General features: G+C 31.8%; 18 protein-coding genes and 1 tRNA gene. 8 read left to right on the forward strand and 11 right to left on the reverse strand.

The window, feature by feature from the left end:
* Positions 1-371: 371 nt before the first annotated feature.
* The 7 genes from ACE193_RS12975 to ACE193_RS13005 all read right to left on the reverse strand — a co-directional run bounded on the left by ACE193_RS12975 (position 372) and on the right by ACE193_RS13005 (position 6,921).
* Positions 372-494 carry a hypothetical protein gene (locus ACE193_RS12975; RefSeq protein WP_375558659.1) on the reverse strand — a complete coding sequence of 41 codons (123 nt, stop codon included), beginning with the start codon at positions 492-494 and terminating at the stop codon, positions 372-374.
* 196 nt (positions 495-690) lie between these two features.
* Complete coding sequence (locus ACE193_RS12980) at positions 691-1,218, reverse strand: hypothetical protein (RefSeq protein ID WP_375558660.1); 528 nt, start codon at positions 1,216-1,218, stop codon at positions 691-693.
* Positions 1,219-1,222: 4 nt separating this feature from the next.
* The gene (locus tag ACE193_RS12985; RefSeq protein ID WP_375558661.1) at positions 1,223-1,483 is read right to left on the reverse strand and encodes a hypothetical protein; all 261 of its coding nucleotides are present in this window, start codon (positions 1,481-1,483) and stop codon (positions 1,223-1,225) included.
* Between the two features lie 39 nt (positions 1,484-1,522).
* Positions 1,523-1,852: a barstar family protein gene (locus ACE193_RS12990; RefSeq protein ID WP_375558662.1), complete on the reverse strand. Its 330-nt coding sequence runs from the start codon at positions 1,850-1,852 to the stop codon at positions 1,523-1,525.
* 39 nt (positions 1,853-1,891) lie between these two features.
* A complete protein-coding gene (locus ACE193_RS12995) occupies positions 1,892-2,857 on the reverse strand; it encodes a hypothetical protein (RefSeq protein WP_375558663.1) in 966 nt (321 codons plus the stop codon).
* 71 nt (positions 2,858-2,928) lie between these two features.
* A complete protein-coding gene (locus ACE193_RS13000) occupies positions 2,929-6,420 on the reverse strand; it encodes a DUF4175 family protein (RefSeq protein WP_375558664.1) in 3,492 nt (1,163 codons plus the stop codon).
* A 42-nt stretch (positions 6,421-6,462) separates the two neighbouring features.
* On the reverse strand, positions 6,463-6,921 hold the full coding sequence (locus tag ACE193_RS13005) for a hypothetical protein (RefSeq protein WP_375558665.1): 459 nt from the start codon (positions 6,919-6,921) through the stop codon (positions 6,463-6,465).
* Positions 6,922-7,153: 232 nt separating this feature from the next.
* Here ACE193_RS13005 and ACE193_RS13010 point away from each other — a divergent pair, with 232 nt between their 5' ends.
* From ACE193_RS13010 to ACE193_RS13030, 5 genes are all read left to right on the forward strand, one after another.
* On the forward strand, positions 7,154-7,642 hold the full coding sequence (locus tag ACE193_RS13010; RefSeq protein ID WP_375563357.1) for a BRO family protein: 489 nt from the start codon (positions 7,154-7,156) through the stop codon (positions 7,640-7,642).
* Between the two features lie 196 nt (positions 7,643-7,838).
* Entirely contained in the window at positions 7,839-8,552 is a 714-nt protein-coding gene (locus ACE193_RS13015) for a hypothetical protein (RefSeq protein WP_375558666.1), read from the forward strand.
* Positions 8,553-8,975: 423 nt separating this feature from the next.
* The gene (locus ACE193_RS13020) at positions 8,976-9,206 is read left to right on the forward strand and encodes a hypothetical protein (RefSeq protein WP_375558667.1); all 231 of its coding nucleotides are present in this window, start codon (positions 8,976-8,978) and stop codon (positions 9,204-9,206) included.
* 213 nt (positions 9,207-9,419) lie between these two features.
* The gene (locus ACE193_RS13025) at positions 9,420-10,679 is read left to right on the forward strand and encodes an acyl-CoA dehydrogenase family protein (RefSeq protein ID WP_375558668.1); all 1,260 of its coding nucleotides are present in this window, start codon (positions 9,420-9,422) and stop codon (positions 10,677-10,679) included.
* Positions 10,680-11,004: 325 nt separating this feature from the next.
* Positions 11,005-12,192, forward strand: a complete 1,188-nt coding sequence (locus ACE193_RS13030) for an ISL3 family transposase (protein ID WP_375558606.1) — start codon at positions 11,005-11,007, stop codon at positions 12,190-12,192.
* A 166-nt stretch (positions 12,193-12,358) separates the two neighbouring features.
* On the opposite strand, the gene ACE193_RS13035 is transcribed toward ACE193_RS13030, so the two are convergent.
* Together ACE193_RS13035 and ACE193_RS13040 are read right to left on the reverse strand one after the other, a co-directional pair.
* Complete coding sequence (locus ACE193_RS13035; protein ID WP_375558669.1) at positions 12,359-12,493, reverse strand: hypothetical protein; 135 nt, start codon at positions 12,491-12,493, stop codon at positions 12,359-12,361.
* 260 nt (positions 12,494-12,753) lie between these two features.
* The gene (locus ACE193_RS13040) at positions 12,754-13,386 is read right to left on the reverse strand and encodes a flavin reductase family protein (protein WP_375558670.1); all 633 of its coding nucleotides are present in this window, start codon (positions 13,384-13,386) and stop codon (positions 12,754-12,756) included.
* 574 nt (positions 13,387-13,960) lie between these two features.
* Here ACE193_RS13040 and ACE193_RS13045 point away from each other — a divergent pair.
* A complete protein-coding gene (locus tag ACE193_RS13045; RefSeq protein WP_375558671.1) occupies positions 13,961-15,667 on the forward strand; it encodes a hypothetical protein in 1,707 nt (568 codons plus the stop codon).
* Between the two features lie 229 nt (positions 15,668-15,896).
* Here ACE193_RS13045 and ACE193_RS13050 read toward each other — a convergent pair whose 3' ends face one another.
* Together ACE193_RS13050 and ACE193_RS13055 are read right to left on the reverse strand one after the other, a co-directional pair.
* Positions 15,897-16,442, reverse strand: a complete 546-nt coding sequence (locus ACE193_RS13050; RefSeq protein WP_375558672.1) for a hypothetical protein — start codon at positions 16,440-16,442, stop codon at positions 15,897-15,899.
* A gap of 95 nt (positions 16,443-16,537) precedes the next feature.
* Positions 16,538-16,612: transfer RNA gene (locus tag ACE193_RS13055), tRNA-Val, on the reverse strand.
* A gap of 317 nt (positions 16,613-16,929) precedes the next feature.
* On the opposite strand from ACE193_RS13055, the gene ACE193_RS13060 reads away from it, so the two are divergent.
* On the forward strand, positions 16,930-18,090 hold the full coding sequence (locus tag ACE193_RS13060) for an efflux RND transporter periplasmic adaptor subunit (RefSeq protein ID WP_375558673.1): 1,161 nt from the start codon (positions 16,930-16,932) through the stop codon (positions 18,088-18,090).
* Positions 18,091-18,188: 98 nt separating this feature from the next.
* A complete protein-coding gene (locus tag ACE193_RS13065) occupies positions 18,189-21,410 on the forward strand; it encodes an efflux RND transporter permease subunit (protein WP_375558674.1) in 3,222 nt (1,073 codons plus the stop codon).
* Positions 21,411-21,426 lie beyond the last annotated feature (16 nt).

Below are 21,426 nucleotides of genomic sequence, written 5' to 3' on the forward strand. Positions count from 1 at the left end.
AACGAGTAGGAAGAACTGGTTGACCTAAATGAGAATAATAAACTTTAAAATTATCCTCAAAATATTTCCAGTCTATCTAATGAGCCAGTAAAAAAAGCTCATGTTTCATGTTCAAATAGGCAGAAAAATGAGGAGAAAAAAGATTTGTTTGAGGTTGATTAGGGCTACTTCCGACCATAAAAAAAAGCAATTTCTACAAGATTTTTACGACTCTAAACAAAAAATATTGCAAAGAGGAACACTAAATTTTCCATGAAACATAGTAAAAAACAGCCATTTTGCAACTTAAATAGCTATTTTTTGAATTTGTAAGGAGGGACTAATTACTTATTGCTCCTGCTACAAAATAATCTAGCAATAGTAGAGGGTTTCTATTTTTTCCATTCTAATCTCACTTTTTTAGTTTTATGGTCATAATGAATAATGATTTTTTCTTTATCAAAAATTCTTACTCTTTCACTCCAAATAATATCTAGTGTTGAATAATCAAGCAAAGTATCCCAATTAACAGTTCCTTTTTCTGTTTCAGATTCTAAAACAGAAGTATATTTAGCTATGACTAAGTTATCATTAAGTAACTGGGCAAAATTATCTATAGGTTAATAAAATCTGTCTGACACCTCAAAGGTGTCTTGACAGTTTAAATTTCCATTTTCTAATTCTTTTTTAGATATGTTTTATTTTGCTCAGTTACTTATTAGTTGTATAATATCCTTTAAAAGGCAATGTCCATTCTGAACTTTGATTGCCAATAAGGACTTGTCCAGTTGGAACTCCTGCAAAATCTCCATAAACAAAAATTAGTGTGTCATTTTCAGAATTATTCTGAATTTCTACTTTTACTTTTCCAACTTCTATCCATTTAAACCATATTTCTGAGGTATCCAAAACGGCTTGATATTCTTTGAAAGTTTCCTTGTAATAAATATCAAAACCTGCATCACAACAGCCTATTGTCATTATATATTCTCTATTCGGTTTCAAACGAGTAAGAACTGTATCTCTTCCACGTTCATCCCAAAAAAATATAGTATCCATTTTGGGATAATTGGTCTTTATTTCTACTTTTTCATTAGCAGATTTGAAGGTAGCTCCATTGACTTTCCATTTGTGATTTTTCTTAGCATTTCTAATATAGTCTGAAAACTCAATCGTTATTTGAGCAAAAGAGGAAAAACTAAATAAACAAAAAATAGATAGAATGAATAGTTTTTTCATTGAATTATATTTTAAAAACATGCTGGACAATCTCTCCATCTTTGTAAAAAAGTGTTCCTATAAATTCAGCATTTTGGCTGTATTCTACTCCTGTAGGAATGGTAAGAATTTTTATCTTGTGAGTTTTTGAAATATCTCCTGTTACTTCTATCCACATATAAGCAATACCTTTTATTACTCCGATGGACAAAATTTTGTAGTTTTTGGGAAGGCTAATCTCTTGCATAGCTTCCATTTTGAGTTCGAATTTCCAAACTGTTTTCATTTCTTTTGTGATATAGGTTTTTAAATCTAATAAAGTTCTTCAAAAATTACCCACATATTCTACAATAAAATCATTCTCTTTAGTTTTCCAATGGTCTTCTAAACCTTCAATTATAGAGAAAAACTGTTCATAATCATTTTTATTTTTCTCTACTTTATTCATATTCTTGATAATGAGTTTGTAGTTTTTCTGTTCGATCCACTCCAAATCACACAAATATTCATCTAAAGCATCAAGATTTGAAACAGTAGAAGGAATAGAAAAAGCAAGGCTAAATTCTTCTATCAAATTTTTATAGCCTTTAAATTTAGAAGCATTTATTTCTGTTACGAAATAATCTTTGTCTGTTATTTTTTCTATGTATTGCATTTTTTGTTGATAAAGTTGTAGAAAAATAAATGAGAATTTCTATTTAAACTTTTCATTTACTTTGCTGATGTAAGCTATCTCTCTTCCGAATGCTCCACTTTCCCCTAACAATAGTTTTACTTTATTTCGCTTTATTTGAAGAATGCTTTTAGGAATTTTACTCCAATTTAATTTTAATATATTTTCTACTATTTCCAAAGGAAGAGTAATTATTGTTTCAACTGTACCTATATTATAATCTATCTTTTCAAGTTTCATTTTATTTTCAAACTCTAGAGTCAAATACTCTAATTTGTCTTTAATTTCTTCTACACTTAGATTAGACTTTGAGATTTCATTTATCCAATTAACTAAACCTAAATACCTACGTTTATTGTCAGAATCATTTTTAAAATCTAATATATCCTGCAAAGAAAAATTATTATTAGGTATTGGAAATTTGGAAACAATAATCTGTATCGTTGTACTCTCTTTACCTTCTTGAAAATCATCAACACTTTCCAAAACAGAAGTAAATGTATTATTGACATTAATTTTACTAAGTAATAAAGAAGATACACGAGAATGATACTTTGCAACTTGTTCAAAATCTTCTAATAAGTTGATAAATTTCAAAAATCCACTATTATAATTTTTCTGTAATAAATTTACAACTTCATTATATTTATTGAGAAAATTTGTGTGTACTTTATCATAATCTGTTACTGCTTGCAATGTACGTCTATGTTCTTCTTCACTAAATTGGGTTAATTTTACTTTTCCCTCTTTTATCTCTCTCATGTCAAATTTTTTCAATATTTCTTGTTGCTCTAGAAAGTCTATATTTGCCTGTATTTCATCTATAATTACAGGTTCGTGTTTCATCAATTTAGCTACATTAATCATCAAATCTATTCTTAACTTGAAGAAAAAAGAATCATAATAAACATTTTCAAAAAATAAAATATCTCTTTTTACAGATTTTAATTTTTCTGCATTCCAATTTATAACTGCATATTTACTCATATTTTTTTTATGTTCTTTTTTAATTTCTGTTTATTATTGTGGCAAAATACAAACATAATACTTGAAACTTTCTACTCCTCCAATTTCTTAAAATACTCATTCACTTGCTGCTTATAATACGGACTAAGCGCAGGAGGAATCGTTTTCAAAAGTTCGATTTGTTGCTCCTTTTGCTTGAAATATTCTTCAAACTGTGGTGGAACTCTTCGCTTGTTTACTTTTGCTTGTTCGGCTTCTCGTTTTTCGTCTAAATCTCGCTCTCTTTCGGCTTTTTCAGATTGCAACAAACGTGTCATAATTTGCTTTTGGCGTTCGATGAGTTCTTGGGTTAGGCGTTTGTTTACTAGGTCTTCTTCGGTTTTTTCCATGTCTTTTATCATTTTGGACATATTGCCACCGTTTCCTTGCGAACCTCCGTCTTGATTTCCATTTTCGCCACCTTCGCCTTCTCCGTCTTGCATTCCGTTTTGTCCTTTTTGCCCTCCTTCTTTGCTTTCTTTCCCACCTTTTCCTTTTCCGTCTTTGCCTTTTCCTTGTTGCATCGCTTTTTGTAAGGCTCTGCGTAAGGCTTCTTGCTCGGCTGCTATTTTGGCAAGACCTTCAGAAAGCTGTCTTCCCGATTTTCCACTTTTCTTTAGATTTTCGATTTGCTGATTGATAGATTGTTGCATTTCACTCATCGAAGGACTTCCACTCTGATTGCTCGGTTTTGGTTTTCCCATTCCCATCGACGACATAGATTGTTGCATTTGTTCCAAAACATCATTGAGCATCAACGCCAAATTATTAATCGAAGTCATGACAGATTGCTGACGACTAGCAAGCATACGAGGATTTTTACGGTCTTTTACTTCCTGCGTAACTTGATCCATATAATCATTCATATCAGTAAGTTCACGCATAACGAAACTCTCAATCTGAAAAACACGCTTGGCAAGCGCACGAAGACTATCTTCTACAATTTCGGCATCGTCTTTTAGCTTTAATTGGTCTTGAGAAAGCGTAATATATTTTGGGTCTCGCTGGTCAATTTCATTAAAACCATCCATTATTTCCTCTTGCTCAAAAGAAAGTTTCAATAAATTTTCCAAAAGCTGACGCAAATCGTCGTAATCTTCCTGCGCCTGTTCCATTTCGGCAGAAGAAGTCATTTGCTGCATCTGTTGAGCCATTTCTTCCATTTTTTCGCCAGCATTTTCTTGAGATTGAGCAGCTTTTTTCTTTTCTTTTTGCTCTAATTGCTCACTGCTTTGTTCTTGCTGCTCGGTTACTTCTTCTTCTTTTTTCTTTGTGTCTTCTAAGTCTTTTGGCGTTTTGAGTTCCTCATTCATTTTGTCCAACTCTTCCATCTGCTCTTTCATTTCCTCAAATTTTTCGTTGAGTTCTTCTTGCTTTTCTTTGATTTCTTCATTTTTGGCAGTGTCTTCTTCAGACAGACGACTGTCTGCCTCTTCCTTCTTGTCTTTTTTAGATTGCTTCTCTTCTTTTTCTTGCTGTTTTTCGGTTTCTTTGGCGAGGTCTTTTTGTTCTTTTGAAAGCTCTTCAAGCTGTTTTGCAATGTCTTGCATTTTCTTATCGACTTCCAATTTTTTGAACATTTCAAGCGTTCTGTCCAACTCCTTTTCAAGATTCATTTCCTTGTTTTGGAGTTTTTCTAAAACCTCTTTTATTTCCTCACTATTTGACTGTTCTTGCAAAAGCTCTTGTAATTTGTCGTACAATTCTTTTGTTTTTTCGTCCATAAGTTCGTCCATCAATTCCTGCAATTTCTTTGACTTTTCAGCAATTCGGTCATCTTGTTCTGTAAATTTTTCTTGCTGTTCATTGAGTTGCTTGTTTTGCTCTTGCATCTTTTTGATGTCTTCTTCAAGCTGTTTTTTCTGTTCCAATAATTTTTCTAATTCCTTTTGTTGTTGCCAATTTAGATTCTTTTTTCCTTTTAAATCTTCGGCAAGTTTCTTTAGTTTTTTGTTTAAATCTTGTGCTTCTTCTAACGTTTTATCGATTTGAGATTCTGCACTTTTGCTTGTTTCTGAAACCGATTCACGCATTTCTGATTCTTTCGGAATTTGGAAACGATAACTTCCTGTTTTGCTACTTTTACGACCATTTACGCCGTCATTATCCCAAACTTGTACAAAATATTCTAGCTCATCTCCAGCTTTTAATTCAAGAGGAGCTAATTCTACTTGATGAAAATACTGCTGATTGATAGCATTTGGATTGAATTTTAATGGTAATGATTTGTACTCACTTGTCTTTTTATTTGAGGTAATACGATAATTAAAACGCAGATTTGTAATTCCATAATCATCAGAAATATTCCCTCCCAACATCAAATAATCGTACATTACCGAATCTTGAAATTGATTAAGCGAAACCTTCGGAAACTCATCTTGAATGACTGTCAATAAATAACTAATCTTTTCTTTGTTTTTGCTGTATTTATTCTCTAATTCTATCTCAAAGGCTTCAGAATTTAAAGCTGTTGTTTGAAGTAAAAACCCATCCTCTTCTTTTTTGGCTGTTTTTACGTTGGTAGAATCGTCTGAAATAATCGAAACGAAATTTAGCTTTTCAGTTTCTTGTGTCTGAAAACGCCATTCAATTTGTGTTTCTGCTGGAACGATAAGGTTTCCTGTGTTTTCTAAACGTTCATCTTTTTTTCCTGTGTAGTTTGGATAATTGAGATAAGCCACAAAGTTTCGAAGTTGTGGACGCTCACGAACAATAATTTCATACATTTTTGAAGTATAACCTTCGCCATCTAACGAAAACTCAAACGGACGTTGAATATTTGTAAATTGATAGGAATACGAAGAAGCCGAATTTTTGTCTAGCTTAATTTTACGACCATTATCTGTTATCAAAAAAACTTCATTCGGAAATGCTTCTCCACTAAGGTTTACATCAAAATTCAAATCTTCTCCCTTAAAAGCAATCAGTTGTTTGGTATCAACCGAAAACTGAAACGGTGCTTTTGGTGCAAAATCTTGTTCGTAATTAACAAGACGAACGGCACTTGCTTTATAAAAATCCATATCCCACACCAAAAACGCCCCAATCAAAGCAATGGGAATAAATAAAAACCTAAGATAACGACGGTTTTGTTCATATTCAATTGCATCAGCGAAGGAAATAGGTGCAAACTGCGACGCTTTTTGTTCGATACTGGCTTGATACAAATCTGAATTTTGAGGATTCGAATTTGTAGAATGTAATTGCAAAACGTTTAATAAACGGTCTTGAACTTGTGGAAAATATCGCCCAATTTGTTTTGCAGCTTCATTGTGAGGAAGTTGTTTGTCTAGCGTAAAGAGTTGATAAATCGGAATAATTACCCAATAAACAAGGGAAAAAATACTGACCGAAATAAAGCTATAAAACAAAACAGCTCTAAAAGTAGAACTAAAATTACCGAAATATTCCAAAATACTCACAATGGCAAACGCTCCCAAAAATGCCGAAATAGCAAGTAGAGAACCTTTTAGGAGTAAATTTTTGTAATATTTTCTTTTATAGGATTGGATATTGGCATATAATGCCTCTATGGATGTTTTCATTTTTTTTATTCTTATTTTTCTAATTCAATTAAACTTTACTATCTATATTTTTTTTAGAAAAGATTTTAGCTTTTTCAAGTTTAAGTCTTTTTTTATTTCTTGACTATTTTGAGATATATCATACAGAATTTCTGTCACTTTTTTACTTTCTCCAGCCAGTACATTCAATTTTGACTGAATTACGTATGCATTTTCTTCCTTTTCTTGTACTAATTTGTATCCTTTTTTATCTATCAATTTCAGAATTTGTTGCTTTTCTTCTTTCTGATTATCCTCCATTTTATGGAAAAAAGTACGTGATGCTTCTTTAGCTTTTGCTTCCAAACTCTTATTTTCTTTGATTTTATCTTTGTACATCAGCAAAATACTATCTTCAAGAGCATATCTGTAATCAAGAGGCTCAAACTCCTCGAAGTAAAAACTTTTTTGGTTTTCTTTTTCTTGAAAAACAGAAAAACTAGATAGTAGGCAGATAACAAAAATAAAAAGATATTTTGACATTTTTTTTGATTTTTATAGAAAGGTACACTAATAACTATACAAGTTAATCAATTTCAAAATGGATTGAAAAAAGATTGTACTTTAAAAAAGTTAAAGTTTTATTCTAATATTTAAAGCAAATTCTATTTTAATTAGCTGTCTTGTAATTGCTTTCAAAATTATAACGCTAAAAAACTTTATTCATTATGAAAAGCGTACTATCAAATCAACTGTTCCAACAATTAGAAAAGAAATCGAAAATGTAGAATACTGGTCTGCTAGAGATTTGCAGGAAGTTTTCGATTATACACAATGGAAAAACTTTGAAAAGGTAATTCAAAAAGCTGCCATTTCAGTCGAAAACACCTCTGAGAGCGTGGAATTAGATTTTGTTGAGGTCAGCAAGTCATACATTTTGCCAAATGGAGGGGGAAAAATAATCAAAGATTACGCACTTACTCGTTACGTTTGTTACTTGATTGCACAAAATGGCGACCCAAGCAAAGAAGAAATTGCTTTTGCACAAAGTTATTTTGCCGTACAGACACGCAAACAGGAATTAATAGAAAAATGCTATTTAGAATCTGAACGAGTAACAACTAGAGAAAAAATAATGTCCCAATTTATCAAACAAATGAAGAGTAAACTTGGTGTTCCTAAAAATAAATCCTATCAATCCTACAAATCCTTAACTATCATACCCTACAAAAAAATAGTAGGGTACAGTAGAAGGTTTATATAAACATTGGGTGTGAAATATCTTTGCTTCACTATGACACTTCACCTAACACGAAATTGAAAAAATTATAAAATTGAAAATTTGCTCCTTAAACTCAGATTTTTTACTTTCGTAAATTCTTGCTTCATTACTTGTAACCTAAAAAAAAAATAACAACAAGGCATTTGGCAAGATGAATAGTCACAAGTATTAAAAGCAAATGAAAAACCACGAGAAAAAAATGTCCAATGTTGTAACAAAGATCTCTCCTTTGTCTGGAGATGTTCAAGGACATGAATCCTTTGAAATAGAATTTTCAGATGGTCAGAAGGAAGTAATAAAAAGTTGGGATTATACCTTTATTTATTCTGTTCCATTTTTATACGAAAAGCTTTATTGTGACCTGCTTGACTACAAGGCTTTTGAGGTGCTTGGCGAAATGTTATTAGAAAATGTTTCCGATAAATTCGAGGAGTTAAGAGTGTTGGATGTGGCCTGTGGTAGTGGCTTAATGGGAAAGTATTTGAAACAAAATAGTCCTGTAAAAATTGAATCATTAATAGGTTCAGATATTATTGTAGAAGCCACTACAGCTTTGCAAAGAGACTATCCTAGTATTTATGATAAAACTTACACAGTTAGGGAAAAGGAAGATTTCATATCCCTCCACAGTTATTCTTTTAATTGCGTTTCAATTAGTGGAGCTGCAAACCACATGCAATTAGAAGAGTTTATAAAATATACAACATTTTTAAATAAGGGTGGATATATCGTTTTCAATTTATTGACACAAAATGCAAAAGGAAACAGGCGAAATGATATATTAAATTGGCTGCAAAAACACTTAATTTTTTGCGATTCCAAACTCTACAATCATAGAAAGTTGAGTAATGGAAAGATTATTAAACATGAGGCTTTTCTCTATAAAAAATAAAAGGAGTGCAAGTATGTTATATTTGCACAAATCTTGTCATATTTTGAGTGTGTGGAAAAAATCAACCGATTTATGAAGTTGGTTCAGCATTTAGTTTTTTAGAAAAATAATTGTAGATTCTAAATCTAAGGAACGATTACGAATTAAAGATTACGACCTGTCAAAACAGCGAAGCTAATTACAAATTTAATACATTGAATATCAATAACTTACTGCACCCTACTTTTTTTGTAAGGTATGATTAGTTAAGGATTTGTAGGATTTAAAATACAGATAATACAAAATACTCTTTGAATAAGTTAATTTAAAGACTGTTTTTTTTAAAATATAGTTGCATTCTCTGTGTTCTCTGTAACTCTGTGTTTAATTAAAAAGGTAGGGTACAGCAAATAAACCCTTATCTAATTATCTACAAATACACTTTTGAAAGGTAAAGATTTTGCAGCCAGTTTGACCAATGATAATATCAAAAACTTGAATGATACGCAAGGAATTTCAAACGAACATTCGCTAAATAATCAAGGTGTACGAAAACTGATGATAGAAAGAGGAATTGTTCCAGAAAATTTGCCAGTAGCAGAAGATGTAAAAAAAGTAAAGCGAAGATTGACTAGAGAAGGAAAGAAATTGATAGATAAAAAAAACTGTAATTGATTAATAGTACAGCTAATCCGATAACAAGCTGTAATTCAGTTCATTAAAACCTCAAAGCCTTCTTGTTTCACAATATATTCTCTCTATAAAATCGTAGTTTTTGTAAAGAAATACGTATTTTTGCAAAAATGTTTTTCCTCTAGTTCAAGCGTCGACGCTTGAACTAGAGGAAAATTTACAAAGAAATCAATTCAAAAAAATTATAAAAAAATAATGAACACAACACTTGAACATAATCAAACACAAAAAAACGGACACTACAAACCGTCCGAAAAATCTAGCATTACACCAAAAAATGTAAACGACGAGTTCGTTTCTCCTGATTTTTATGCTTTAGATTCACTTCTTACAGAAGAACAAAAACTTATTCGTGATTCGGTTCGTGAATTTATCAAAAAAGACATTTCTCCTATCATTGAAGAATGCGCTGATAAGCATATTTTTCCAAATTGGTTAGTTCCTAAATTTGGCGAAATGGGTTGTTTTGGTCCTTCTATTCCTACCGAATATGGTGGTGGTGGAATGGATTACATTTCGTATGGTTTGATTATGCAAGAGGTGGAACGTGGCGATTCGGGTATGCGTTCGATGGCTTCTGTGCAATCTTCACTCGTTATGTATCCAATTTATAAATTTGGAAATGAAGAACAACGCAAAAAATATTTACCAAAATTAGCAACTGGCGAATGGCTAGGCTGTTTTGGATTGACAGAACCAAACCACGGTTCAAACCCTTCTGGAATGCTCACAACTATTAAAGATATGGGCGATCATTATCTTCTGAATGGTTCAAAAATGTGGATTACAAATTCTCCAGAGGCTGATATTGCTGTTGTTTGGGCAAAAAATGAAGACGGACGTATCAAAGGTGTTATTGTAGAAAAAGGAATGGAAGGTTTTTCTGCTCCAGTAATCAAAGACAAATGGTCGCTTCGTGCAAGTGTAACAGGCGAACTCGTTTTTGATAATGTAAAAGTTCCTAAAGAAAATATGTTACCAAACAAGGACGGACTAGGCGCACCAATGATGTGTTTGGATTCGGCTCGTTATGGTATTTCTTGGGGTGCTTTGGGTGCTGCTATGGATTGTTATGATACGGCTCGTCGTTATGCTGGGGAGCGTATTCAGTTTGGTAAGCCGATTGCAGGTTTTCAATTAATTCAGAAGAAATTAGCTGAAATGCTTACCGAAATCACAAAAGCACAACTTCTTAGCTGGAGATTAGGAACATTGATGAACGAAGGAAAAGCCACAACAGCACAAATTTCGATGGCAAAACGCAACAATGTAGAAATTGCTATTAATATCGCAAGAGAAGCTCGTCAGATTTTGGGTGGAATGGGAATTACAGGAGAATATCCAATTATGCGCCACATGGCAAATCTTGAATCTGTATTGACTTATGAAGGCACACATGATATTCACTTACTTATCTTAGGAAGAGAAATTACTGGAATTCCTGCGTTTGAATAAAGATAAATATGTTATTGGTGGAGATCAATAACAACTAAGTTTAAAATATTAAACCACTTAGAGAATCAATAATTGATTTTTCTAGGTGGTTTTTTGTATGTTACTTCTTTAAACATTATCACGGTTATTTTTGTAAATGCGAAATACAATTTTAACTATTCCCAAAGCAGATTCCAAATTTAGGAGTTTTAGTGATCTAACCAAGACGAACTTAAAGGTTTACTAGAAATTTTTGATGCAAAAATGTCTAGTAAATAGATGCTTTATACCAATAAAAATAGGTTCTTCCGACAATTTAGCGATAATTTCTTAATTTAGCCTTTCTATGGATACTAACACAATAGCAATTTTATTAGGTTTTTCAGATTTTTCAGTAACGAAAATAGAATCTTCTCCACTTCGCTTAACTATTTATGGAGAAAGTAATTTAGCCGATTCTATTTGTCCTAATTGCTTGAAAAAGTGCAATAAAGTGACTTCTACTTCAGAACGTATTGTTCGTGACCGAAATATTTTAGACAAAGAGGTTTATTTACACTTAACTTCTCGTCAATTTCATTGTCAAGATTGTACTCGTTACTTTCAAGAAGTTTTTAGTTTTGTTTCTAAGCAAAAAAATCAAACTCATCGTTTGGAAAAATATCTTTATTTATGTTTGAAAGATAGCAGTTTCAAAGAAGTAGCTATCCGAGAAAACATACTTTGGGATGTTTTAGATGGTATTTTTAAAACCTATAGTAAACGTGAGATAAAAAAACACCTAGATTATTTTCCTCGACGTTTAGGTATTGATGAATTTGCTTACAAAAAAGGAAAAAAGGAATATGCTGTTGTTTTAGTAGATTTAGATACAGGTCAAGTTTGGGATATTTTAGAATACCGTAATAAAGAGTATTTAAAAGCCTATTTTTTATCCAAAGGCGAAGTTTTTTGTACTAGTATAGAAGTATTTTCTTGTGATATGTGGGAGGGATTTTCAAATACAGCAAAAGAAGTATTTCCTAACGCTGATGTAGTAATAGATCGCTTTCATTTTTTTCAGCATTGTAATAAAGTGCTAGATAGCATTCGTAAAGAATTACGACGAAAAGATGATAAAAACGTTCATTTCAAGCAAATAAAATGGCTTTTATACAAGGCATGGAAAGACCTTACTTATAAAGAAAGACGAGTTTTACTTAAAGCGTTTAGGTTTAGCTCAACGCTTAGACAGGTGTATTTTATGAAAGTGGAATTACAAAATATATTTAATACTGATTTGAGTAAACAAGAAGCTAAAAAACTACTAGACCAATGGATAGAAGAAGCTCAAAAAATAAATCATAAGGCTCTAAATAGATTTATAAATACGTTTAATTCTTGGAAAAATGATATTATTAATTTCTTCAAAGATAGATATTCTAACGGAATAGTAGAGGGAATTAATAATAAAATTAAGACCCTCAAAAGGAGTGGGTATGGGTTTAGAAACTTTCAAAATTTTAGATTGAGAATGATAGTCAAATTCATATAATCGCTAAAAAGTCGGAAGAGCCTAAAAATATTTCTCGTCCTCTCTTTCAAGAATCCCGTTTAAGTAGTCTTTTTGGTAGTGCAAAAAAAAGTTGTGGTTTATGCTGATTTATATGAACGAGAACCCTAATGAAGAGTACCACGCCTAAAATTCATTCATTACATATTCATAAGTGTTTTTCATAATCAAAAACTACAATCTTCTCTATTATACTACTAAATTTTACCTTTTGGATATATGCCTTAAAAAATGAGAAAGGAACGTCCAATCCTTCAAACTCTTCTTCTAGCACACACTGCATAATAACATTAGGCTTTTAAAAGGTTGCTTTCATGTGGTAAATATCTATTCCCATTAGTTATATGTGTTTTTGAGATTTCAACAAAATTGATTATAACAAGTAGGGTTTTCTTATAAAAAAAGAAAAATGCCGTTATTGGTGTTTTAGCGATAGCGACACCGACAACTACAAGTTGAAAGTAGAGGTCTAAAATACAAAAAGAGACCAAATATCTTTATAATAAGAAAACCCTGCTTCTGAAACCTAACTTCTGACTTTATTTAGGGTTTTGCATACGAAAGTCTTTCTAATCTTTTGGTAGTGTGATAACTATTCAAACAGGATGAGGTAATTGTTCCTGCTTTTTCAATATCAACATAACCATCTTTTTCTATAATTTCTTCATTCAAAATTACTTCTTGCACACTAGCTATCAGAAAAATAGTATTATTAATGACTAATTCTTGTTTTTCTTCTAATTTCAATCCAATTCTGAAATGAGATTCTTTTACGTAAGGCGCAATAAAATCATTTTCAAAATGAGGAGTTAGTCCTGTGGCTTCAAACTCTGAAATTTCTCTTGCATAACGAGCAGAAGTTTGATGTGCTTGTTTGTAAAACTCTTCGTTGATATGATTGAAAGTAAAATAGTTAGTTTCTTCAATATTTTCTAAGGTATGACGAGGAGAAATATCTGGACGAACAATAAAACCCATCAAAGCAGGATTTGCTCCCAAATGAAAAACTTGACTAAAAATAGCTAAATTGGTTTTATTTTCTTTCGAAATTGTTCCGATCAGTCCGACACTCTTAAAACCTGAAATAGAATTGATAAAATTAGCACGAAAACGTTTTTCCATGTCTAGGATTTCGTCTTTTTGGATTCGCTTGAGATTAGATTTTTGAGTAGTCATACTATTTTGATGAAATAATTTGAGAGAATGAATGGAGTTTTTACAAAAAAAACAAACTAAATAGCTAGTCAGTTAATTATTTTATAAAAAAAATGTTTGAAATACAATAAAAAATTCGTATTCTTCATGATAAATTGAATATTAAATCGAAAATTTTAACGAACTTTGCAGAAATTTCGAGATAGTAATGAGTTAATATTTAATTGAATAAAGGAAGATAAATACTATTTCATAAGTTTTGACAACATTAAATCAATACATATTTAGAAGAGTTAGATTAAGATAGAAAATTTTGGAAGTAGAATAGTAAAAAGTAACATTTTTATACTCAAATCTAAAGTTAAAAACTTTGGAAACAAGATTTAGAAAAGAGAATTACAATAAAGAATTTTATATCAGAATTCATTAAAGAGTAAATAGTATCTATTCCACAATCATTTTCATCTTTCTATAAGGAATAAAGTTTGATAAAAAACGCTTTGTAAGTTACTCCTTATCTTCTAAGTACATTTTTAAAACTAGTACAACAAAGGAAAGTAAAAAAGACTTTCTTACTAAAAAATAACACGTAATTATGATGAATTGGCTACGCAAACTCATTGGTTTGGGTGGAACAGCGAAAAATCTGACTTCACTAAATGAAGAGGAATGCAAAGAAGAAATAAAAGCATTTGCAGAAAAAATAAACCTCGACCTTTTTCAAGGAAATGTTCAAAATTTGTACAGTACACAGCGTATCAAACAAACTTCTGTTTGTCCTAGATGCGAATCTGAAACAGAAAAAAAAGTAGCTACTTTTGTATGTGCTACAAATACGCTCCCTCAAATTATTATCTCAACAACAAATTACTTTTGTACAAATTGTAGTTCGGCAATCGTAGATGACAAACTTTTACAAAAAAACTGTGAAAAGGGAAAAGTCTATCGTGGAATTATTGGACTTTATATTAGAGAAAATATTCAAACGTATCAATCTCTAAATGAACATATCATTCGTTATCATTATGACCAAAATAGCAATCCAAGTGGAATAAAGATTACAAATGAAAAAATAAGTGAATATAATCCCAAAATTCATGGCTCAAAAGGAACAAAAAGCCAACACAAAATACCTTCCTCTCCTGTTACTTTGATGGACAGAGTAGAGCGTAGGGATAAAAAAGAAAGTCTTACTGATTCCAAATTTTCAAATAAAAAAAATAGCAAAGATAGAAGTAGCACTCAAAATGATAATTCTACTGAAACTCAAACACCAGAAGAAAGAAAAAAAGCTGCTCGTTCGGAAAGAGCAAGGTTAGCTATGGAGAGAGTTGCTAAAAGAAAACAATCTAAGAAAACGAAATCTAAAGAAGATTTTGCTGATTCAGTAAATGAATCAAAACAGGGCTTTAAGGATAAAGTAGAACAAAAAAGTAGCTTTAATCCAAAGAAAATACAAAAACCTGTTGTAGAAAATCCGAATGAAAAACAAGACACAAAGAAAGAGCAACTAGAAGCAAAACAAGAAGAAACAAAGAGTTTGCCTACTAACAAAAAGCAAGCACCTCCTGCTAGAGCTTCTCAACGCAAAAAACAAACTTCTAATTCTGATAAAAAAGAAGAAGAAAACGTAGCAATGCAGCAAACTGAACAAAAACAGAATGTTGAAGAGGTAAAAGACGTAAAGCAAAACTCTTCTGATGCTTCTGAAGAAAAAAATGTACCTAAGAAAAACCGTAGGTACAAATATAAAAGGTCGACTAGAAAAACTAGAAGCAACAAAAGACCTACTCGCAAAACAGTAGAAACAGAGCAATCAACTTCTAAAAATGAGGTGAAAAATGAGCAAAAAACGGAATCAAATACTGAACAAAAAAGTCAGCAAAACCGAAAAAGACAACCCAAAAAAGAGAATACTCAAAAACAAAAAGAAGTAACTCCACAAGGTCAGAATAAAGCTCAAAAAGCTCAATCTCAAAGTAAAGCAAACCACAAAGAAAAAGAAACTGACACCAAAAGTGAGAGCAAGCAAAATGAGAACAAAGAGCAGAACAAAAAAGATAACGTAATTGAAAAATTACATCAAAACCTACAAGAAAGTAGTAAAGCATCTATTGCTCCAAAAGAGGAAAAGCAGAAAGAACAACAAAAAGAAAGCTCTCGTTTGGCTAGACTTAAACAAGAGGATACAGAAGAAAAAGTATCTAGAAGAAGACCACGTACAAACGTTCGTCCTCCAATAGAATTAGACTTAAAAACGCCAAATCCTCGTCGTCGTTATAACAATACAAAGAATAAATAATTTGTAATTTCTGAAAATAAAAAAGCCTTTTCACATATTTTGAAAAGGCTTTTTTGTGATTAAAGTTTTATCACTCCAATATCAAGAATTGAAATTAAATAACATACTCATTTAAAACAACAAATCATTTATATTCAGCGTATTACATTCGCAATCTTTAATTAGCTACGCTGAATATTCATTTCGTAATTGTTCCTTAGATAAGAGACATAATTAATTTTAGTCCACATTATTTATTCTGAACACGTTCAGTTTGAATTTCTTTTAATGCATTTATAGCTTCTTGTACAAGTCCTTGACTCAATTTTTTCTCTATTTCTTCATCAGATAACTTTTCAAATCTTGTCTTATAGTCTGCTTTTTGTTTTGATTGTTGTTCTGTTTTTGATAACTCGCTTTCTCTACTAATATTTTTCCTTATATTTTTTATACCTTCTTTAAAAGCATAAAAATATATAAACAAAGATATACAGGGAATAATTTGAAAAGAAAGAGAGTTTAATGTAAATACCAAATGATATATACTAAAACTAATAACATCACAAACACCTAAAGTTATTATAACAAGGGTATAAATGGGATATATTTTTTTTGAAATAGTCCGTATAAAAAATAAACCAGTTCCAACTGATGCTAGTATAAAACCAATATACTCTTTATAATCTATTGTATAGTTTGAAATTAAACTTATCAAAATTGACAGAATAATGAGTATTTCTAAAAATGCAGTTGGCAAAAATTTTATAAATTCTAATTTTTCTTTTTTACTATTCATTTTTCTTAGATATTAAGTTGGTATAAACAAAAAATCCTCTTTAATAAGTTGAACAACTTTTAAAGAGGATTTCATATTCATCATAATTACTTGTGTGGACCATATTGGATTCGAACCAATGACCCCTACCTTGTCGAGGTAGTACTCTAAACCAACTGAGCTAATAGTCCTTTGTGTTTATCTTAACAACCTTTACAATAAAGAGTGTTAATTATCTGCAAATATACATACATAGCTCGTAACTTTGCAAACACTTCGACTACTTATTTTATTAAAATAGAAGTGATTTTATTTTACAGTCTATCTAATAATTTCTTATAGCTTGATTATAAAGTTGTTACAAGATAATTTTTATTTTTTTGTTTCCTTATTTTGCCAAATTTTTATTCAATAATTTATTTTTTACTTTCTGCTATTTCTAGTTGAAAGATATGATAAACTCTCTATTTTTTTAGTCTTTTATCTATAAAAATAGCCATAAAACGTTATGAAAAACAAAGTTTTACTCTCTCTTGCTGCTGCAATTATTTTTTTAGGTGGAGGCTATGGTCTTTACGTATGGCTCGGAAGTATGCAAAAAGCCCCACCCAAACGAGTAGCCAAACCACAAGCAATGTCTGTCAAAATCCAAAATGCAACTCCTTCTACTATCGAAGCCGAAATAGTTACGTTTGGTAGAGTAGAATCTGAGCAGCCTGTTGATATTGTTGCTGAGGTTTCTGGAAAAATCCGTGAAAGTGTTCATTTGCAAGTAGGACAATCAGTCCGAAAAGGACAAGTTTTATTTACACTTGGAAAAGAAACATTTGAGTTAGGTCTTCAAGCACAGAAAAGTAATTTTATGCGAGAAATTGCAATGATTTTACCTGATATGAAAATTGATTATTCGAATCGTTATCAAGATTGGAGTAATTATTTTGCAAGTTTGGAAGTAGAAAAAGCATTACCCAAACTGCCTGCCTATCAATCAGAAAAAGAAAAAACATTTCTTGCCACAAAAGGAATCTTGACGAGCTATTACAATATAAAAGCACAAGAAGCTACTTTAGATAAATACATCGTAACTGCACCTTTTTCGGGTTCTATTACTGAAGTTTATTTGCAAAATGGTTCGGTTTCTCCTCCTAATGGTAAAGTATTGCGTTTGGCTCAAAATAGTCAGTTAGAACTCAAAGTGCCTGTTGATACTAGAGATGTACATTGGTTAAAAGAAGGAACAAAAGTAGGAGTAGCCACAGAAGATGATAGCCAACAATGGACAGGAACGATTGCACGAATTGGAGATATTGTCAATCCTGCAACGCAATCTTTGGATGTATATGTCAAAATTCAGAATGGAAAAAAACCGATTTATGCAGGAATGTATTTGCGTGCAACTATGCAAGGAGGAACAATCAAAGATGCTATTGAAGTACCAAGAAGAGCTGTTTTTAATGACAATGAAATTTATACTGTCAAAAATGATTCTATTTTGCATCTTCAGAGGATTCAAATAAAGAAATCAAATAAAGAAACATTGATTATTTCTGGAGTAAATGAAGGCGAAAAAGTAGTAACAGAACCTTTGATAAATGCTTATGATGAAATGGTTGTAAAAGTTTTGAAGGAAAATACAGGAAGTTCTGAAACAAAATTATCAGTTAAATAACTACAAACCCTAAAGGGCTTCGAAGACTCTTAGGGTTTAAATTCCATGCTGTTGTTGATGTTTTAGTGTAATGACACCAACAACAAAATTTAAAATCTATGAAAAAACTTGTAGAATATTTTGTAAAATATCCAATTTGGGCAAACGCTATCATTTTTACAATGGTAATTTTTGGCGCAGTTTCTTATGGAATGGTAATGAAACGTTCCTTTTTTCCTGAAATTGACCCTACTAATATTTCGGTGGGTGTAGTAATGCCAGGAGCTTCTCCTCAAGAAATGGAAGAAGGAATTACTATCAAAATTGAAGAATCTTTGAAGGGAATTGAAGGAATAAAAGAAATTACCTCTACTTCTTCTGAAAATAATGCGAGTATTATTGTTCAGTTAGAACGTGGAGTGGATGCCGATGAAGCTCTTGCAGAAGTAAAAAATGCTGTGGATAGAATCAACTCTTTTCCAACAAATGCAGAACGACCTTTAGTTTTTAAAGTCAAACCACGAAGCAGGACTATGTATTTGGGTTTGAGAGCAAAAGAAGGAAAAGAATTAGATTTATTTCTCTTAAAAAAATATGCTGAACAGATTGAAGATGAAATGCTTGCCTCAGGTGTTATTTCTCAACTTAATATCAGTGGTTATCCAGATATAGAAATTTCTATTGAAGTGCCAGAAGCTACACTTTTGCGTTATAATTTGCGTTTTGAGCAGATTGCAGCAGCCGTTAGACTCAATAACCGTGATATTTCGGCAGGAGCAATAAAGTCAAAAGAAGAAGAAATTCTAATCCGTTCTAGAGCCAAAGAAAAAATGGCTGAAAAAATTGGAAATATTGTTCTTCGTGCCAATGATGATGGAAGTAACTTACGTTTGAGAGATATTGCGACCATAAAAGAACAGTTTGCAGATGTTCCTAATGCACTACATATCAACGGAGAAAGAGCTGTTTCATTAGAACTTACCAAACTTAAAGAAGAAGATTTAGAAGAGATTTCTATTTATGCCAATAAATACGTAGAAGAATTCAATAGCAAACATTCTGATGTAGAACTAGTCGTTTCCTTTGATTTCTTTGATTTACTTTCTCAACGTCTTCAAATGCTTATCGATAATGGTATTGTCGGACTTATTTTGGTTCTGATTTGTTTAGGACTGTTTCTTAGTCTTCGTCTGTCGTTTTGGGTGGCTCTTGGGATTCCGATTTCCTTTGCAGGAATGTTTATTATTGCTGCTTTGATGGGAATTACAATTAATATGATTTCTCTTTTCGGAATGATACTCGTAGTGGGTATTTTGGTAGATGATGGTATTGTGATTGGAGAAAATATCTTTACGCACTTTGAAATGGGCAAGTCGCCTATGCGAGCAACTGTTGATGGTACTTTTGAAGTAATGCCATCTGTTTTTACGTCTGTTCTTACAACGATTGTAGCTTTTTTGCCTATTGCTATTGGTATTGAAGGCTTTGATTTCCTGCAAGAAATGGGACTAATTGTAGTGCTTTGTTTGGCAGTTTCACTTATTGAAGCCTTTTTTGTCTTGCCTTCTCACCTTACACATAAAGATATGGGAGATACAAAAAGTGAAGGGAAATTCAGAACAACACTAAACAAAGGGATTGATTTTTTACGTCATAAAGTTTATGGAACTGCGCTTGCTCACGTTTTGCGTTTCCGTTATGTCTATGTTTTTGTTCCTGTTGTCTTTGTAATGCTTGTTTTGGGAATGATAAATGGACAATTTATAAAAGTAGTTTTCTTTCCAAATATTCCTTTTGATAGTTTTGATGCTAGTATTGCCTTTAAAGCAGGAACGCCAAAAGAAAAAGTGATTTCTTATTTAGAACGCTTCGAAAAAGCTACATGGGAAGTAAACGACGAACTCAAAAAAGAATACAATGATGAGAAGAATTTCATCAACTTTACCTTTAGAAATCTAGGCAGAACATCAGACGGAAGTGAAAGTGGTTCGCATGCAGGACACGTTTCGATTTCGCTTTTGGATATGGATGATAGAGAGATTACCAGTAATGAAATTTCAAACCGAGTAAAAGAAAAAATAGGTAAAATTCCAGAAGCAGAAACTTTTACTGTGGCAGGAAGGAATCGTTTTGGAAAACCTATTTCAGTTCGTTTATTATCCAAAAACAATGAAGCCTTAGACCAAGCTACTGAAGAACTAAAACGAGAATTAGAAAATTTTGCAGGTCTAAAAGAAGTTACAGATAATCAACGAGTAGGAAGAAGAGAGTTACAACTAGAACTCAAACCGAAAGCCTACTTTTTAGGACTTACTCACGCAGACATCACAAATCAAATTAGACAAGGATTTTTTGGAGAAGAAATACAACGTCTTCAAAAAGGAACGGATGAAGTGCGTGTTTGGGTACGTTATCCAGAAGAAAGTAGAGAAACTTTAGGACAGCTTGAAACAATGCGTATCAAAACAGCAGATGGAAAAGAAATTCCACTTTCAGAAGTTGCTACTTATACCATTGACAGAGGAATTGTAGATATCAAACATTTCAATGGCTCACGAGAAATTGCTGTAGAAGCAGAGTTAGCTGACCCAAATGGTTCGCCTGTTGATATTATTGCAAAACTAAAAGATTCTACATTTGTAGATATGAAAAGTAAATATCCTAGTCTTTCTTTTGAGTTTGGAGGGCAGCAGCAGCGTAGTAGTCAGTCGCAAGAATCACTAAAATTTGCACTTCCGATTATGCTTTTTGTAATTATTCTTTTGATTACGCTTACTTTTCGTTCGCTTAGTCAATCACTTTTAGTGATGTGTTTGATTCCTTTAGGATTATTTTGTGCTGTTTTTGGTCATTTCTTTGCTGATAAGCCTGTTTCACTTTTGAGTTTGTGGGGAATTTTAGCACTTTCGGGTGTAATTATCAATGATGCCGTGGTTTTGGTAAGTAAATTCAATTCCAATTTACAGGAAGGAATGACTATGCCTGATGCCATTTACAATGCAGGAATTTCTCGTTTTAGAGCAATTTTACTTACAACAGTTACAACTGTGGCAGGACTTGCACCTCTAATTATGGAAACGAGTTTTCAAGCTCAATTTTTAATTCCGATGGCTGTTTCGGTAGCGTATGGAATTGGTTTTGGTACGTTTTTGATTTTACTTATTTTCCCAGTTATTATTCTTGTCGTCAATGATATGCGTAGAATGATTGCTTATACCAAACGTTGGGTAATTCATACTTGGAAAGGACATAAAGGAGAGGTTCTTTATCCAACTTCCGAAGAAGTAGAACCTGCAAATAGAGAAATGGTACGTTTGAAAATTATGAAGGAAATGGAGTAGGTTTATTTGTAAGTGG

This window comes from Bernardetia aquimarina, from assembly GCF_042180575.1.
Taxonomy (GTDB): domain Bacteria; phylum Bacteroidota; class Bacteroidia; order Cytophagales; family Bernardetiaceae; genus Bernardetia.